Origin of the sequence: Desulfovibrio sp. 1188_IL3213 (genome assembly GCF_036763145.1) — a bacterium.
GTDB lineage: Bacteria > Desulfobacterota > Desulfovibrionia > Desulfovibrionales > Desulfovibrionaceae > Desulfovibrio.
Genome location: NZ_JBAIYR010000025.1, coordinates 1 through 16,176, shown reverse-complemented (window position 1 = coordinate 16,176; position 16,176 = coordinate 1). Strand labels below are relative to the sequence as shown.

The following is a 16,176-nucleotide window of genomic DNA, read 5'->3' as shown; positions in this document are numbered from 1 at the left end:
AGAAGAGTGTAGTATGATGGCTCAAGTCCAAAATCTCCTTGTGTGGCAAGTTGTTGTGGTAACTTCTTATACCACATACTGCTGAGATTTTGGACTTTTTTGTTACCCCTTAGCCGGACAGCAATGAGATTCAATGTATTTAATTGCAATCTCTGCAACCCGATCAAACCAAGCACGCAATGGAGGGGGAACGACCAGGCAAGCAGCTAGCCGCTGATCCTGTCTAATCTCTGTGATTTTATTATAGTCTGCAAAAATTTGTTTCCTGCCGTAATCGCTATCAAAATCCGTGGTGACAGCAAAAGCGGCACGATATCGCCTTTTTGCTCGGTCGGTCACAGCCGAGGCAAGGCAGGCGGCAGTTCCGTCATCAAGGCCAGCTTGCCCAAGCAAAACAGTAGCAACTGCAATAATTTCAGCACTTCTCTTGTTGACGTGCCGATCTTGAAAAGCTGGTATCACTTTATATTTGAAGGCTGCAACAGGGTCTTCTGTGCATTTATCTTCGAATATTGTAACTCTACTGATTTGAGTTTTAACATTCGATAGCTCTATCATCAGTCCGTCAAGTCCCTGCGACGTGGCACTGACATGAGGAGCTCTTATATACGCCTCTTTACCATAGATTTGCCGAGCGGCAATCCACGAGATTGCCTCAAAAATAAAACCATCGCGCTGAGGACGGGGATAGCCAGTTCTCACTGTTTGTTTTCTATCCTGAATGGTCAGTCTAATTTGGGCTTCGGTTTTTAATTCAGGAGTGGTGAAAGCTGGTGTTGCTGGTACCAGTTCTGATAGGATATGACTTGCTTGGGCAACCTGTCCCATTGCAATGATAGCAATCAAACGTGCGATTTGCTCATCATCAAGAACTTGCCAGCGTTCTCCAGTACAATCGTTATCGATCTCACACTGCTCGGTCATAAGGTGAGTCATTTACTTCGTACTCCTGTCTCTGCCTGCAGCAATATCATCCCAATAATCTACTCTTCGGTGAATCTACTACGCTTCATTCTTGTGCTCCTATGCCAGGAACACGAATTGTTCAATGGCATACTTTTTCGGGAGCGCAAAATCTCAAACACAGCATAATGAGTAAAATTGAATATTATATTTTTGCTTTGTAAATTCGTCGTATTATAGCATTATGTCCAGAAAAATATAATTTAATATATATACTATTTCCTTCCGAAGTCTTACGTATTGAAAAATAATCTTGTCCTTTAAAATTTAACGAAAAAACAGATACAGGATTGATAGTGTTATCACTCCAATCAAAATCATTCCTTTCAATTATTTCATCCTGAGGAATAAGAAATTTTTGTTGCCGATAAAATAATTCCCATCCTACCAACATTATCGGAAAATGTGATAAGTTGCGTATTGTTATTGTGTGCCCCTCTTCCTCACTTCCTGTCCAAGTCGCATAACTATCTACTTTTAAACGGTTATTCCAAAGTTCCCAAAACTTTACACCCGCTAAAAACGTTGAGAGCAAAGCACCCCAAACGGCCAAAATCTGCGTTAGTGTCAAGCTACTCGTGTTCATTGGGGTACCCCTGGATGAAATAATGTGACCGAAACATGATTCGTAGGGCAATTTACATTGCGGTCGGTGCATCATTATTTTAGTGCTGCGTGCTTTTTCACAATCACTCCTGCCGTATTGTCCATACGGTACTGCACTATAGTTCCATCGATTATGCGATTGCAGACTTCAACAGCAGTTTCCACGCTGACGGCAAACCATTCTTCGGGGTGGTAGGGTTTGCCACTGGCGCTGATAAGAGTCATTTTCAGCCGCTGCTGATACAAAAACGCATGGATAAGGTTTTCAAATTTTTGTGGATTAAGGTTGAAGCACTCTATTTGGGCCAGTAAACGTACCGGAGCTTCAAGGTAGGTGGGATCGGTTTGAGCGTTTTTGATGCGCTCATGAACGTCCTGACTTGAGTAGCCTATTTTCACCAATTTGCCGGTGGTTTTCAGGCTGGCAAGTGCCGGAGCCGTTGTTTCTGAACCCAAAATATAAATATACCCTGTGGGTTTATCGCCATGCGAAATGGTGAAAGACTTGTCGGAAAACAGATTTAGATCAAAATTGACCCGCCGACTGTGCGGGTCTTTATACAAAGCACGGGCGAGAGAACGTTTGAGCAAATCGGCCTCTGTGCCGTTTTCAAAGATAACGCGCAGCCGAGGGTTATCCCTTTTGGAATCAGACGTATCCTCCTTGAGAATCCTGTCTACATAACAGAGTTGCCCCCGTAGAATGAACATTTGTCCGACAGCAGCTTCGGACTCACTGGAAAACCGCTCCAGCATGACGGCCTTGGTATTAAGAACGCCCTGCACATCCTGAAAGAGTTTTTCATACAGGTAAAAGTCTTCGCACGCCTTGCGGCTGGCTATTTCGTCCGGCATATCCTTATCTGTGAGTGGCCTGGCAGGCGTGGCGGTAAAAATGGAAGTATCTATGCCACCAAGCAAGCCAAGGTCATCGTCATCATCGAAAATATCCTCCAGGGAAGTAACTTCCCTCACAGCAACAGGCGCGTCTGGCAATGATTTGCAGGGAACAGGAGCAGCCGCCTTTTCGCTCAACAGCCCAACATTGTCATACTCCAAGACTTTTACGCGCAGTTCAGGACGCGTCCTGTACCCCTTCAAGCGCCATGCAAGGGGCTTCTCTTCCGGCTTGTTTTCATCCGGCTCCCGCTTGTGTACTTCAAAAAAGGCGACAAGCTCCAAAAACGCGGAAACCGACGAATCCGTAGTTGCCGCATTCTTTTTCTTTGTAGGCACTACTCCGGCGAGCAGACCAAGGTCATCTTCTTCGTCAAAAATGGCATCCAGAGAAGTTGCCATGGAACGTGGCGCGGAGCGGAGCTTCACGACTACTCCGTTTTTGCGGCTTGCGCGGCCTGGATCTGTTGGGCTTTTTTGTTCCGCACATAGGCCAGCACTTCCGCCAGCCGCCGCTCATAGGCATCCGTGGCGTTCAACGATGGTTCAACTCCGAACTGGCGTTTGAAATCCTTGATTCTGGGCCAAAGCAACACGGCTTCTTCTTCGCTCACACTGCTGCGCTGGGCAGTGACTTGATCCTGAATGGTTTTCAGCATGGGCGCGGTAACAGACTTGGAGAGAATCTCATACGCGCCCTGAAACGGGTTGACGCTTTCAATTAAATCGATATTCAGCGAACTCACATTGATGAACTTTTCCCCCACCCGCAGAAAAGCCAGAGCGCCTGCGGAATTGGAGGGGCCGTCATCCCTATCGGTCGTAGTATCACCTGGGATAACCTCTGCCCCCGGCGGCAGCTCCGTAACCAGGCCGCCGTTGGCGGTAATAACCATTTGCGTTTGAGCAAGGTCGTTAAGCATCGACACATCTTCCGGCGGTAAATCAGGAAAGAGTTGCGTAATGATTCTGGGCATTGCCGCTTCGGTAAGGATTTTGTGCTCGTCCGGCGCTGCTATCACCGGATTGACCGCCTCCGGGGTATTCAGCAGCGTCGTTACGATCTGCTCAATGCCGCCGGAATTCAAAATTTCATGCACACGCGGCGATATTGGCGCTTCTGAGTCGTCAATGACAATATCACCGGGCTGGAGCGTTTCGCCTTCGCGCAGCAAGGAACGAGGCCGGAACGTGATATTCGGAGCCAACACTTCGCGCATCAGCAATGACAACGTAATCGCTTTGAGCATATTGTTGACGGAGTTTTTTACGTCTTCGTCTTCCGCATCCGGCTGCGCGATCAGGTTGGTAAACTGCGCGTGACTTTTGCCTTCGCAATCGCGCGTGGCGCGACCAATAATTTGCACAACTTCTGTCAGGGAGGAACGGTAGCCAATGGTCAGTACATGCTCGCACCAGGGCCAGTCGAAGCCTTCTTTGGCCATGCCCAGAGCAATAATAATGTCCATTTCATCCCGCTGCCGTATATCGCGCAAGAAGGACAGCACGTTAACCCGCATGGGATCGTCCGTAACCAAATCCGCAACCTTGAGCAATTTGCCGTCACGGGTTTTCAGCGTCATGATGCCCGTTTTAGGGTCTTTATCTTTCACCTCACCAATGGCATCCAGCACATAATCCACTTCGGAATATTTCTGGCCTGTAGATTCCGCCGAATTGACATTGGGAATATGGACAATGGTTTTTTTGTTCAAATCCAGCACTTCTTTCATGGCTTCAAAGTAGCGGCCCTGATAGAAATGATAGCCAAGCCCAAGAGATTTCAGATGCTTGTAGCCATTTAGCTGTTCGTAGTACGTATAGGTCACTTGCGTGAACAGGGCCTCTGCTTCTGGGGGCAAAATGGGAACTTGATCGCCGCGAAAATAGGAACCTGTCATGGCGACAATGTGGGCCGATGAATTGCGGATCAGCCCATCCACCATTGCGCCCAGCTTGTTCCCTTCTTCCGCCGAGGTATGGTGAAATTCGTCAATGGCGATAAGCATATTGTCAAACTTGCGGGCATCGCCAAGACGTTCATAGGCATTACGCAGAGTGGAATGAGTGCATAACAGGAAACGGGCTTCGGGGTCGTCCAAAAATTCAATGAGCTTATTGATTTTCCATTCATTACCGAGGGTACAAAGGTTGTACCCGGCATCCACATGCCAGTCGGCAAAAAAGCCGAAGGCGCTCAGATTGGTATTGGCAAACGAGCCGCCAATGGAAATTTCCGGCACAGCGACAATGGCTTTGTGCAGCCCCTGATTCATCACTTTATCGAGGGCCAGAAACATCAAGGCGCGGGATTTACCGGAGGCCGGGGGCGCTTTAAGCAGCAGATATTGCGCGTTTCTGGCTGCATAGGCCCGCGCTTGCATCTCGCGCATACCCATAGGATTTTGCGCGGTGCTTTGCCCTGTTTGCCCATAGTGAACGGTTAAAAGCTCAGTTGTCATCGCTCGCGTCCTCTGCACCGATATTTGCGGCCTCGTTCTGGGGATTTTTTGCTACCAATTTTTCATACAGCGCAAAAAGAAGCTGCAAGCGTTCTTCGTCACTGGCAAAAGGCTTTTTGCGGTATAAGGCATCCACGGCAATATCCAGGGCGGTATGTGCTTCCCGTAAGGGTTCCGGCATCTTGTCCGGGTCGTACATGTCGGCAAGGGTCATGTCCGGGTACATTTCGCGGGTTAGCAAGATGTTTTCCGCGAGAGTTTCTATATGTTTTTTTTGGGGTCCGGTGGGCGTGGGCCATGGGAACGTGTTGTAAACTAAGGAAGCTGAATATCTATAGTCGCTTTTTAATCTTCCACATACTGTGCGCATCCAAGTCATGTGTGCGAGGGAAGTGAGTATTCCAAAATGGTAAAGAGTAGCATTGGGCATTACAATGTTTGAATCTCCAGAAATAATATCGGGAGAAATAAAACCGATAGGAATATATTTTCTTTTTTCAGATGAATGACGCGGAATTAAAATATAATTATTTTTTGGTTGACGTATTTCACCAAATAAATGCGGCGTTTCTGCCAATATTTTCGTTGCCACTCTTTTACTGCCCAATCTTTTATCTTTGATTCTTTGCAAAATATCTCGCAGAAATACCTGGTTATTTATCTCTGAAGGTTCAGCATCCTTTAGCCAAAGACACCACCTCTCAATGCCATTTATAAACTCATCTGCACCCCAAAAAAGCCTAAACCATTTGGTCATCTCAGGGTATTGCCTTAAAATATCATTTTTTTCTTCATTTGAATATTTACTAAGCAACCCTTTTGCATCATTGGGCATATTTCCAAAATCTACCTTGGGAATATCACATAGTGGGAACTTTCTGTTTTCAATAAATACATCAGCGGCTTCAACAAGATATCCATTAATTTTTTTGGCGGAGATTACATTTCCGTCACTATTGTAAAGCATTTTATCTGCCCAGTCATTGCGCCCGAAGCCGACAATTACACAATGCACAGCGGCGTTTCCTCGTGCTTCATTGCCCCATTTAAATGTACGATATGCAAAATGGATTTTTATGCCGTAGGCATTGAGCATATGTTGCCACAAAATAGCTACTTGTTCGCCTTGACATATAGAGTTTGTGGAAACAAAGGCAGCGCGGACCATCGCATTGCACCTCATCACATCAGCTGTTTTTTTATACCACGCTGTCACATAATCTAAATTACTTGCCCCGCTAACCCCAGAAAAAACCTGCATCAATTGATCTTTTTGCTCGGCTGTTATTACGCGTGCCCCGCCAAATGGCGGGTTACCTAAAATATAGTGCAGCTTTTCAACCGGAAAAAGGTCATCCCAAGAAACGGCGAGAGCATTGGCACAAACGATCTCCGCAGAGTGTTGCAAAGGAATTGACGGAAACACCGAGCCGAATGCTTCACCGAACTTCACGTTCATCACATGCTCCATGAGCCACATGGAAACGCGGGCAATTTCAACGGGAAACTCTTCCAGCTCTATGCCGTAAAACTGGTTAATCGTAACCTTGGAGAGTAAACGAACGTCCATAACTTGTGTTTTGGGCGGTTCATCCTTGCGAATAGCCAGCAACACCTTGAGTTCCAACTCCCGCAACTCACGATAGGACACCACCAAGAAGTTGCCGCACCCGCAGGCCGGGTCAAGAAAACCAAGCGAACTCAATTTTTTCTGAAAATTTTTAAGGGCTTGCGATCTTCTCTTTCCAGTCACCTGTGCCGCAATCTGCTCAAATTCTTCATACAGCGCATCAAGAAAAAGCGGACGCACGACCTTGAGTATGTTTTTCTCGCTGGTGTAATGCGCCCCCAGTGAACGCCTTTTCTCCGGGTCCATGACCGCCTGAAACATGGAACCAAAAATAACCGGAGAGATATCTCTCCAGGACATATTGCCGCAATCCAGAAGCAAGCGCCTCGCCTTGCTATCAAATTTGGGAATGCGGCAGTGTTCTGCAAAAAGACCTCCGTTGACATAGGGAAAAGTTTGGAATGTTGCGGACAAATCTTTCCGCTCTGGAGCCTGGTCCGGAAGGTTCAGCACCGTGAACAGCGTTTCAAAAAATTCCGTGAGGTCGGAACCGTCTTCTTTGGTGAGCGACTTGACCGCATGGGTCATCTGGTTTGACTGGGGAAAAATGCCTGTATCTTCCGCAAAGAAGCAAAACAGCAGCCGAGTAAGGAACACATTGAGCGTGTGAAGATCATCGCTCTCATAATGGTTGGTGGCTTGGATGGAGTCGTACAGCCGCCCCATCTTTTCACACGCTTTGACATCGGCGGGGTGCTCGGCGTAGGCAACGGCCTTTTCGTACTGTCCGGTCAGGGGCAAAAAGAACTCAAAATTGGTTTTGAAATCGTCAAAATCAAATTCAGTGAAGTCGTCGACCTTGCCGTCATAGGCCAACACGGTTTTGAAGTCCGTTACCATGACAAAACGAATTTTGTGCTGCGCAATCAAAGGCAGAGCAAGAATACGTTCCAAAGATCCTTGCGGATCCTCTCCTTTTTGCAGCGGGTGGAAGTATATTTTTTGCGCAACGGCAACATCCCCGGCGACCTGCGCGACATTGCGTTGCTTGTCGCCCATTTGGAGGCGCTTGATGGTGGCTTTGGGCATACCGTAGGCTAAGAGAAAGGAAAATATAAAGTCTTCCCGCGCTTCATCCACAATCGTTTCCAACGCGTTGATGATTTTTGCCTGATTGAGAGCCGCCATGTGTCCTCCAGCCTACCCCATGTCTTTAGAGGTTGTATAGTTTTGAAAGCCAAATCGTCACAAAATTTTTGTATTGCTATGTATAACCATTTCAATAGCTACCCGCATGTTTTCAAGCGCCGCTATCAGCCCATTTTTATCTTCATCCGTAAGTTCAGCCTTTCAAGTTCATTTAGGGCGCGGTGCCCTGACTACTGCTCGTCACAATGGAAGTATGCTGCAAATGGCAAAGAAGAGCAACAGCACCGAACGTTGAAGCGATTAGATGGTGTCTGCAGATACCCCTTGAAAGATTCATTGTTCTTGTTGCAATGCAGTGCTCGCCCTAGAGGGTGCCCATATAGAAAAATAGTTTACATCCGCATGACAATCTCAAAGTATACTGATGGGTGCTGCGTTGTTGTGCAGCACCCACAGTATGGTGAGGTGAGAGTAGTCTGCTGGTGGGCTACTCGGAAGCCTTTTTGGCCTTCCTTGCTTGTTGCGCCTTAGCGATGACGACTCTGGCATGTTCTATACGGTTGTTGGACATGAGGGGCTGCTTGGCATCATACCTGCACAGCGTCTTGTACTCGTCTACGGTGATGCCGTGCTGTGCAAGATGTCTGGAAGTGAGGATGCTCCTCTCCTGGCCACAGATACAGCATTTGATATGCTCATCCGTGATGGCTGCTTGAGGTTTTACAACAAGATCACGCTTGGTATATTTTTTCTTGGGAGTGACATTTTCAGCGTTGGAAGGTTCCGTCATGGCATCTGTAGCAGATTCTGCATCCGTGGTAACAGGCTGGCTCTGCTGTCTTTTCTCAATAGCTATATTCAGTATTTTGGCTTTTTCATATTGCTCCATGATGAATTCAATGGGCTGATCACTGTATTTGTTAAAGATGGCATTGAACAAGTCTTTGTCTTCAAGGGCCATAGGATGTTCTCCTGTGTGAAGTTTGATGAAGATGTGTGTATAAAGAATCTTTCTCCATCACCTATAGAAAAATAATCTGTAGAGCAAATGAAAACTTGTTATAGACAAGGTTATTATTTTCTTGCTGAACATTGACTCTGTAAGTCGGCGTATACGGCATGGTTTACTTCTTTTTAGCCTTGTTTAGTCTACTTGAAGAGGACACTCTTGAACCCTTGGGGTTGTGTTCCTTGGATCTTGTTTTAGCCAGGTAACTTGCTGCATGGACAGCATCGTTCTTCTGCTGTTCAAAATCCTCTGAGTTCCTGTTGATCATGATTCCATTGCCCTGGTTGCTCTCGCAGTAATGGACTAGACCGTCCTTCTCTGTGTTCAGTTTCTTTTTTACGTGTTTGTTGACAGTTTCGTATATCGTGAAGCCGTTACGGATGGCATGCCCATTGACTAGGAACAGTGCATGGTAATGAGGGTTGTTTTCTTCAGATGTTTTTTCTGTTGTCCAAATGACATGAAGATCAGGCTTGTTGGGTGAATTTTTAAATTTTGAGTTTATATTTCTCTTGGTGTTTTCAAGTATCCTTGTCATTTCTTTTCCACCTATGATATTTTCTGAGTCTTGTTCAGAGTGTATATCTACTCTTGTACAAAGAACTTTTGAATGTTTTTTTGTCATGCATTCTACAGTATCAACAATTTGATCAAGAGTTTTTGTGTTACAAGTTAGGTTGTTATCTTTTCCTGTGTTGATGTCATAACCACGATATTTATTAGACGATGTTGTTTTGTTTGACATGGTAATCTCCATTTAGTTTATAGTCTCATTGTATATACTGGTTTGGATAATTTTTAATATGTGTTCGCATCTTTGCTAATGCGAACACATTTCATATGTAGGATAATGTTATGAAGTTAAATTTTTATTGTTCGCATTCATTCTTCGGTTTAAAATTAACTCCTTTATTTATATTTACCATTGTATTTAAATTGAATTAGATTAATTAAACTAATTAGATTAATATAAGATATTACTTTAATCCTGAATGTCTCACTCAAACACCTCTGCATGATCGATTGTGAAGAAATTGTATCTTTAATTTTTCTGCATATAATTGCCTGCGATATAGTCTGTTTTTTCAGAATGTTGAATGAACTTCTTTGACAGCTTGGCTTCTTGCCTCCTTGGCTGAATCCAGCTATCTGTAGGGCATGAACACTGCTGGCATACGACTTGAATTTATTGGTCAGGCTGATCCTTCACGCCCGAAAGGGGAGGGGCTGCCTCTATATCTCTCCCCAGTGGAAGCAGGTTTTCCATCACCTGCAGAAGACTTTCTTGATACGCGGTTGGATCTGCACAGCCACTTGGTGCGCAATGAAGCTGCCACCTTCTTTTTACGGGCGCATGGAGAGTCCATGATCAATGCGGGCATCCATGATGGCGACCTGCTTGTGGTGGATCGCTCAGAGAGTGCTGGGCACAATCGCGTCGTCATTGCCGCATTGGATGGCGAGTTGACGGTGAAGCGCTTGGTGCGTCGTCAAGGGCGCGTTTTGCTGATGCCAGAAAATCCAGATTACCCTGAGATTGACATCACCGAGCACGAATACGTCCACATATGGGGAGTGGTGACCTATGCCGTCCACAAGCTCTAACCGACCCTTGTGGGCGCTCGTGGATTGCAACAACTTTTATGCCTCATGCGAAAGGATTTTTCGTCCGGACTTAACTAACAAGCCCGTGGTGGTTCTTTCCAACAATGATGGCTGTATTGTAGCGCGTTCACAGGAAGCCAAGGCTTTGGGCATTGCCATGGGAACGCCAGAATTCAAAGCCCGCCCTTTACTGCGGCAGCACAATGTTGCCGTTTTTTCTTCAAACTATGCGCTCTATGGCGATATCTCCGCCAGGGTTATGGCTGCACTGGAACACGTTTGTCCGCAGGTTGAGCAGTACTCTATTGATGAGGCCTTTTTGTGTCTGGATGGAGCCTTGGTGCCCAACATAGAGGGAGTAGCACGCGCCTTGCGTGAGACTGTTCACCAGTGGACAGGGATTGCGGTTTCTGTGGGCATCGCCTCCACACGTACTTTAGCAAAGCTTGCCAATCGACTGGCAAAACAATCTTCTGGTGTGTGCATTTTCACAGGCGGTGAGTCTGACTTTGTGGAAGTGCTTCGCACTTTTCCTGTTCGGGACGTTTGGGGCATCGGCTGGCGTCAGGCTCAGAAGCTCTATGGCGTCGGGATAACTTCCGCATGGGACTTGCGCCAGGCCGATGATATTTGGCTGCGTAAAAATCTTACGGTCACGGGCTGGAAGACAGCAATGGAACTTCGAGGCGTTCCGTGCATTGATGAAGATGAGAACCCCATACGCCGGACACTGGTGTCATCCCGCTCTTTTGGCCAAAGTGTTCACGACCTGTCCTCTCTGGAACAGGCGGTATCCACATTCACAGTGCTGGCCGCCGAGCGCCTTCGTCGTCATCAGTTGGTTGCTGGTGGTATTGGCGTGCATATTCGCACAGCACGGCATAACGCGCGTTGCTTCCACGATGTAACAGGCCAAAAAGTTCTGTTCCCAGCCACGGCGGACACGGTTGCCATGCTACGCGCTGCACGTAGCGTTTTGGCATCCCTTTACAAAGAAGGCCCAGCTTATGCCAAAGCTGGTATTATGCTGTACGACCTCTGTCTCGCAAACGGTCTACAGGGAAGCCTGCTTGCAGACCCAGAAGCCAATGTGCAGTCCCACCCGAATGCCCTGATGGGCGCACTCGACAGAATCAATGTAAAATTTGGTCGAGGGGCTGTACGCTTTGGCGCAGAAGGTCCGCAACACGCTGCTTGGCATGTGCGTCAGGAACACCGCTCCCCACGGGCTACAACAAATTGGGCGGAACTGGCTGTGGCCAGATGCAGAGATAAACTTGCCCCACGTTATGCCTGTAGAGTAACGCCTTTTGAGGTAGCCTCCGAAAAGAGCAGCTAGTCCAACTACCTTAAATCATTGATGACGGCTTTTTAAAAATCCCTCTTGAGAGATAAAAAGAGGGATTTTTGAGGGGTAAAGCGTGGGATACAGCCCTTCCTGTGGAGGGTATGAAGGACAGGGTGCGGGATAGTGAGTGGGATTTTTGAGGGAAAAACGAAGGATAGATGGATACCCCTGAGCGGTTGATCTCGTTGTACCATTACCGGCAGATGGGGCTTCAAAGTAAGAAAAGCGTACATCGTCAAATGTACGCTTTTCGTATAGGGGCCTGTGGAATTACTTATTCACCAGGTAGGCTGTGGCTCGGCCGTTTTTATTATTGTGGACGAGAAGGCCTTTTTCGGCCAGCGCCTGCAAAACTTCACGAGCCCGTGTATCACCATAGCTCAGTTGTGTTTTAGCATCTTTCGTGCCAACTTCTCCGTGGCTCTTCGCGTACTCGTAGACCTTGCGTTCCTCCTCTGACAATTCGCAATGCTCTGCCTCCCCCGCATTTTCAGATGCCGCGCTGGCATCATATGCTGAAACCATGGACTCCGCTGGCTCATCTGCAGGAGGTAGGAAGGGGATTTCCGTTCCGTCAGCTCCGGTAGCCGCCAAAAACTGCCATTCCGATGCCCCGAGCGGCAGATGGAGCCAGAAAGTTCTTTTTTCGAGGACGGGAGCTGGTTTGCTCGCATTGAAGCGCACACCAACGGTCAAACCATCATCTGCAGCTGCCGAACGCACTTTTTCACTTTCAACGGCTTCTCTCAAGATTTCCGTACGGCTCACGAGCGCAATGACCGTTCTGGCGCGGATAATAAATAGCTGGCTGCCCCGTGCCTTGTCGCTGTGGGCTATGCCTCCTTCATGTTCAAATTTGTGATGGACAAGTACAACGCAGAGTCCGCACTGCTGGAGCTTCTCCACCCAGTCCAGCACCTCCTGTGCAGCCTTTCCCTGATGAACAGCATCTCCCATTAAAGCTGTGAGGTTGTCCAGGAACACAAAACGACACTTGTGTTCCAGCAGGTAGTGAAACAAGCCCTCACGAAATTGTGCATCCGTAAGTGAAAAGGTATTGCAGAATTCCGGAAGGTCATCTCCAAATCTGGAAAGTCCAAAAAAACGATGCCCTGTTTCGGTGGTAAGGCCATGTTGTTCAAGGTTTGCGCAATACTCGTCATGCGGAGTTTCTGCGTCTATGTAGGCAACATTGCCAGCATTAATGCCGACGCCTCGGAAAAGGGGCCACATGATGTCACCCTTGATGATGGAGTGGCTGGCAGAGAGAGCAACCTGAGTTTTTCCCGCTCCTTTTGCTCCCATCAGTACCGCATAGCTACCAGGGCGTAGGATGTGGTAGAGATTTACGTCGGCCAAGTTATATGCCCGTTCTGGAGTTAAGGCAGGGTTGGCTGGAGCCAATGCATGGGGCTGAGTTGTTGTGCCCAGATGGGTTGCTATTGTTGGCGCTTTGAAAATGCCCAACTTCTGGCCCCAAGCCACGAAGTCATCATAGGAAAAGCCCTTCTTGGCCACCTGTTCCATCAGCCACGTGGGACGCTCAACAGTATCAAGCCGCACAGCCCCACGCAGCAGTTCATCCTCTGCATCGGTGACACCTGTTACATGCTCTTTTAGATCACAGCTTGGCTTGGAGTGAAGTAGAAAGCCAGGATAGATCCGAAAATCCTGAGCCCACGCCCCCATAATGTAATCCCTATATAACTTGACCATCGCCATGCATACCTTTGTCGGAGCAGGTACAAACACAACCTCATGGCCATGAAAGTAGTTCCATGGCAGTACGGAAAGGTCAGTGCCCAAATGAGCTGTGATAATGAATTCTTCGGGATCGTAACCTTGCGTTTCGCCAAGCATACGCTCAAAGGCAAGAGCTGTACGCATGTCCTGAAAGAAAATGACCGGAGCGAACGGGTGTTGGTCCATAAGGTGCTGGTTAAGGAAATGGGCTGTCGGTTTGTACTTGCCCATGCAAAGAACCCCACGCCCAACAGTGGCAGGGAGACAGAAATCATTTCCATTCAACCGATAGCGCAGGATGGCTCCGATTATCTGCCCGGCATTGCCGTAGATGTACCTTATCTCCATCAACTCAGCGCAAGCCGATCCAGCCGGAAGTCCAGGCAGATGAAGACTGTCAGGCACGTCTTCTATTGGCCGCGATCCACCTTTCAATTCAACAGCATGCCTATCACTGGAAAGCTTAGAAAGGTTATCAAAGCTCATGCTCAGGATATTGGCCAGAGTCGCCAAGGCATCCATTCTGGACAGGTTGAAGATCATGCAAAGCAACCTCGCCCATGTGGTGCCTGTGGTTCTGAGGTTAAGAGTCCACCTCAGTTCGTTATCTGGCCCAAGCTCGCCAGAAACCGTCATGCTCTCACGGCCATGGCTTTCCTTGATATTCAAAAGCGCGCGAAGATTGGCATTGCTGCCGGAAGCGAACTGGCAAGATGCCTCTCGCTCAAGAAGAGCCTCAAAAACAGCTGCCTTGATCAGGACATCATCCAAGCCGCAGATATTGGTGGTGTTCGCCATACCAAGCGCAGCAGTAAAGGCAGAAGAAAACGAATCCTTTCCTGCCAGCGCAATGCCATCTTCAGCTTTATTGGCCTGATCGCGAGCAGGCCATTTGTCGATGAATCTTTTCAAATGCGTGCGAGTGTACGTTTGCTGGGCAAGTGAGGCTTGAGAAGAGTGATGACAACGGCTTAAAGGCGCAACCCTTGCCGTAGTATCAAGGGTCATTTGGGACACCGAGGCAGGAGTCTTGTCATGGCAACCGAGTTGGCGAACCCTTGTGGCTGGTTGGCTTGTCTTTATTGCCTCTTTAACCATTTCTTTATAATCAAAGGTCATTTTTCCCTCCATGAGCAGGAGAAGCAGATGTTGGCCTGCTTCTCCTGGCATTAAACCTAGATTTTTTTAGGGTAAAGACGAGAGGTCAGTACGGGCTTCCAGTCCAACTTCCATTCGATATAGTCAACCTTGGCCAGATCTTCCGAGGGGAGCTGCAACATTTCGTGCATCTCTTCTCTGAGGCTAGAAATTGCGTCACGTGTATCAGAATCCATCTTTTTCGCATCATAGCTTTGAGCGCTAGCGATGGCCTTGCCAAGCGGTTCTGTAGATTTTTCATTCGACATAGCAGACTCCATATCTGATTCTCCCCTCTCTCTTTTTGGAGAGGGGACGGGTTAAGCGGTGGTACGATAAACGGGCTACAGGGTCGTCAGGCTAAGCTTTCATTGGCAATTTTTTTTCTTAGCCTCATTTTCCATCCTGTCTAAGGTGGAGCTCTTGCATATTGCATTAATGCTCCTCCTTATGCGTTTTCAGGAACAACCCGGCGAGATTTCATGAATGTCGTGACATCTGCCAAGCTATAGCGGACAGACCTTCCTACTTTTGAGTAGGGGATGCCTTTTCCGTAAAATCTGTGAGCCCTGAGCGTTGACAAGCTCAACCTTGTGAGGCAACTTACTTCTCGCTCATCAAGCCATCTATCCAAGCTCTTTTCTTTGAGCACAGCGTCTTTTTCGTTCATTTCCCTATTCCTCCACAAAAATTCTCGCGAGTACTCTGAGTGTACGCTATGGGCAATGACGCCGATTTTTAAAAAACGGCGAGGGCGCATGGCTCTAGGAGATTTTTAAATTTTGGCGTTCCGAGCCACACTACAAAAAGCAAAAATGGCTGGGCAACATGACTCCAGATATATCTGCCCTCATGTTGCTGACGCCAAATATTTCACGCAGAAAGTGAATGAGACGAAATGGTGGGGATGACCACGAAGAGATTGGGAATAGGAACTACTTGCGTAGCCCTGCTCCTCTCAAAAAAAGAAGGGCATACTATCGCGAGGCTTTTTACTGATTGTTTCTGGTTTTTAGCAGACGTGTTGGGAATGGTGTTGGGAAAACAAAGAAGGGGTTACCTGTAATCAGGTAACCCCTTGAAAATGTGGTGGAGAAGAAGGGATTTGAACCCTCGACCCCCGCCTTGCGAAGGCGGTGCTCTCCCAGCTGAGCTACTTCCCCACGCGCATAAACAGCGCAGAAAGAAAGCAATAGGCAATACACGTCCCGCTGTCAAGTGCTTTGCCTGTCCCCTGATCCGGCGGCCCTTCCATCATGGTCAGACAGAGCCTGTGAACACTGTCTGCAGAAGCGCCATGCAGCCCGGCGCAGGCGCTCAAGGCACGGGTTCGGGCGCAGCACGTCATGTCACGCCGTGTCATGCTGCGGCAAGCCGGAACACAGATTGAAACACAAATTTAAGCACAGATTGGCACACCGCTTGGATTGCAAGCCGTTTTATGCGTCCAGCCCTTGAAGCCAAGGCCCCATAACTACGCAAAGACACGGAGTAACCCGCCACAATGCCGCTTTGCGAAAAGGCGGTAAATGCCTTGGCAAGACGTTTACCGCCTGCTTTTCCTACGCCCTGACCGGGCACGTGATCCCGGCCGTCTCGCAGATGTGCCGCACCCTGTGTTCATAGCAATGCCCGTTGCGAAGGTGCTCGCGCCAGGCCCGCCGCACATCCGCAATCCGCGCGGGAT

The 16,176-nt window shown here is 48.0% G+C and carries 12 protein-coding genes and 1 tRNA gene; 3 read left to right on the top strand and 10 right to left on the bottom strand.

What is annotated here, in order from left to right; translation table 11 throughout:
- Nucleotides 1–102: 102 nt before the first annotated feature.
- From V6C16_RS02925 to V6C16_RS02910, 4 genes are all read right to left on the bottom strand, one after another.
- Nucleotides 103–936: a hypothetical protein gene (locus tag V6C16_RS02925; RefSeq protein WP_333534749.1), complete on the bottom strand. Its 834-nt coding sequence runs from the start codon at nucleotides 934–936 to the stop codon at nucleotides 103–105.
- A gap of 172 nt (nucleotides 937–1,108) precedes the next feature.
- Nucleotides 1,109–1,549: a hypothetical protein gene (locus V6C16_RS02920; protein WP_333534748.1), complete on the bottom strand. Its 441-nt coding sequence runs from the start codon at nucleotides 1,547–1,549 to the stop codon at nucleotides 1,109–1,111.
- Nucleotides 1,550–1,623: 74 nt separating this feature from the next.
- Entirely contained in the window at nucleotides 1,624–2,895 is a 1,272-nt protein-coding gene (locus tag V6C16_RS02915) for a GIY-YIG nuclease family protein (protein ID WP_333534747.1), read from the bottom strand.
- 2 nt (nucleotides 2,896–2,897) lie between these two features.
- On the bottom strand, nucleotides 2,898–4,634 hold the full coding sequence (locus V6C16_RS02910) for a DEAD/DEAH box helicase (protein ID WP_333542762.1): 1,737 nt from the start codon (nucleotides 4,632–4,634) through the stop codon (nucleotides 2,898–2,900).
- Between V6C16_RS02910 and V6C16_RS02905 the strand changes: the two genes are divergently transcribed.
- The gene (locus tag V6C16_RS02905) at nucleotides 4,635–4,913 is read left to right on the top strand and encodes a hypothetical protein (protein ID WP_333542761.1); all 279 of its coding nucleotides are present in this window, start codon (nucleotides 4,635–4,637) and stop codon (nucleotides 4,911–4,913) included. It begins immediately after the preceding gene.
- A 4-nt stretch (nucleotides 4,914–4,917) separates the two neighbouring features.
- Here the strand turns inward: V6C16_RS02905 and V6C16_RS02900 are convergent, their stop codons facing one another.
- The 3 genes from V6C16_RS02900 to V6C16_RS02890 form a co-directional block, all read right to left on the bottom strand.
- Nucleotides 4,918–7,686, bottom strand: coding sequence for a DNA methyltransferase (locus V6C16_RS02900; protein ID WP_333534745.1), 2,769 nt, complete (start codon nucleotides 7,684–7,686; stop codon nucleotides 4,918–4,920).
- 448 nt (nucleotides 7,687–8,134) lie between these two features.
- On the bottom strand, nucleotides 8,135–8,608 hold the full coding sequence (locus tag V6C16_RS02895; RefSeq protein WP_333534744.1) for a MucR family transcriptional regulator: 474 nt from the start codon (nucleotides 8,606–8,608) through the stop codon (nucleotides 8,135–8,137).
- Nucleotides 8,609–8,771: 163 nt separating this feature from the next.
- Nucleotides 8,772–9,401 carry a YagK/YfjJ domain-containing protein gene (locus V6C16_RS02890; RefSeq protein ID WP_333534743.1) on the bottom strand — a complete coding sequence of 210 codons (630 nt, stop codon included), beginning with the start codon at nucleotides 9,399–9,401 and terminating at the stop codon, nucleotides 8,772–8,774.
- 413 nt (nucleotides 9,402–9,814) lie between these two features.
- On the opposite strand from V6C16_RS02890, the gene V6C16_RS02885 reads away from it, so the two are divergent.
- Nucleotides 9,815–10,261 carry a LexA family protein gene (locus tag V6C16_RS02885; RefSeq protein WP_333534742.1) on the top strand — a complete coding sequence of 149 codons (447 nt, stop codon included), beginning with the start codon at nucleotides 9,815–9,817 and terminating at the stop codon, nucleotides 10,259–10,261.
- Nucleotides 10,242–11,600, top strand: coding sequence for a Y-family DNA polymerase (locus V6C16_RS02880; RefSeq protein WP_333534741.1), 1,359 nt, complete (start codon nucleotides 10,242–10,244; stop codon nucleotides 11,598–11,600). The genes V6C16_RS02885 and V6C16_RS02880 overlap by 20 nt, the downstream gene beginning before the upstream one ends.
- A 279-nt stretch (nucleotides 11,601–11,879) precedes the next feature.
- On the opposite strand, the gene V6C16_RS02875 is transcribed toward V6C16_RS02880, so the two are convergent.
- The 3 genes from V6C16_RS02875 to V6C16_RS02865 all read right to left on the bottom strand — a co-directional run bounded on the left by V6C16_RS02875 (nucleotide 11,880) and on the right by V6C16_RS02865 (nucleotide 15,652).
- Nucleotides 11,880–14,471 carry an AAA family ATPase gene (locus V6C16_RS02875; protein WP_333534740.1) on the bottom strand — a complete coding sequence of 864 codons (2,592 nt, stop codon included), beginning with the start codon at nucleotides 14,469–14,471 and terminating at the stop codon, nucleotides 11,880–11,882.
- A 56-nt stretch (nucleotides 14,472–14,527) separates the two neighbouring features.
- Nucleotides 14,528–14,758 carry a hypothetical protein gene (locus V6C16_RS02870; protein WP_302548535.1) on the bottom strand — a complete coding sequence of 77 codons (231 nt, stop codon included), beginning with the start codon at nucleotides 14,756–14,758 and terminating at the stop codon, nucleotides 14,528–14,530.
- An 818-nt stretch (nucleotides 14,759–15,576) separates the two neighbouring features.
- Nucleotides 15,577–15,652 (bottom strand) — tRNA-Ala (locus tag V6C16_RS02865).
- Between the last annotated feature and the right edge of the window lie 524 nt (nucleotides 15,653–16,176).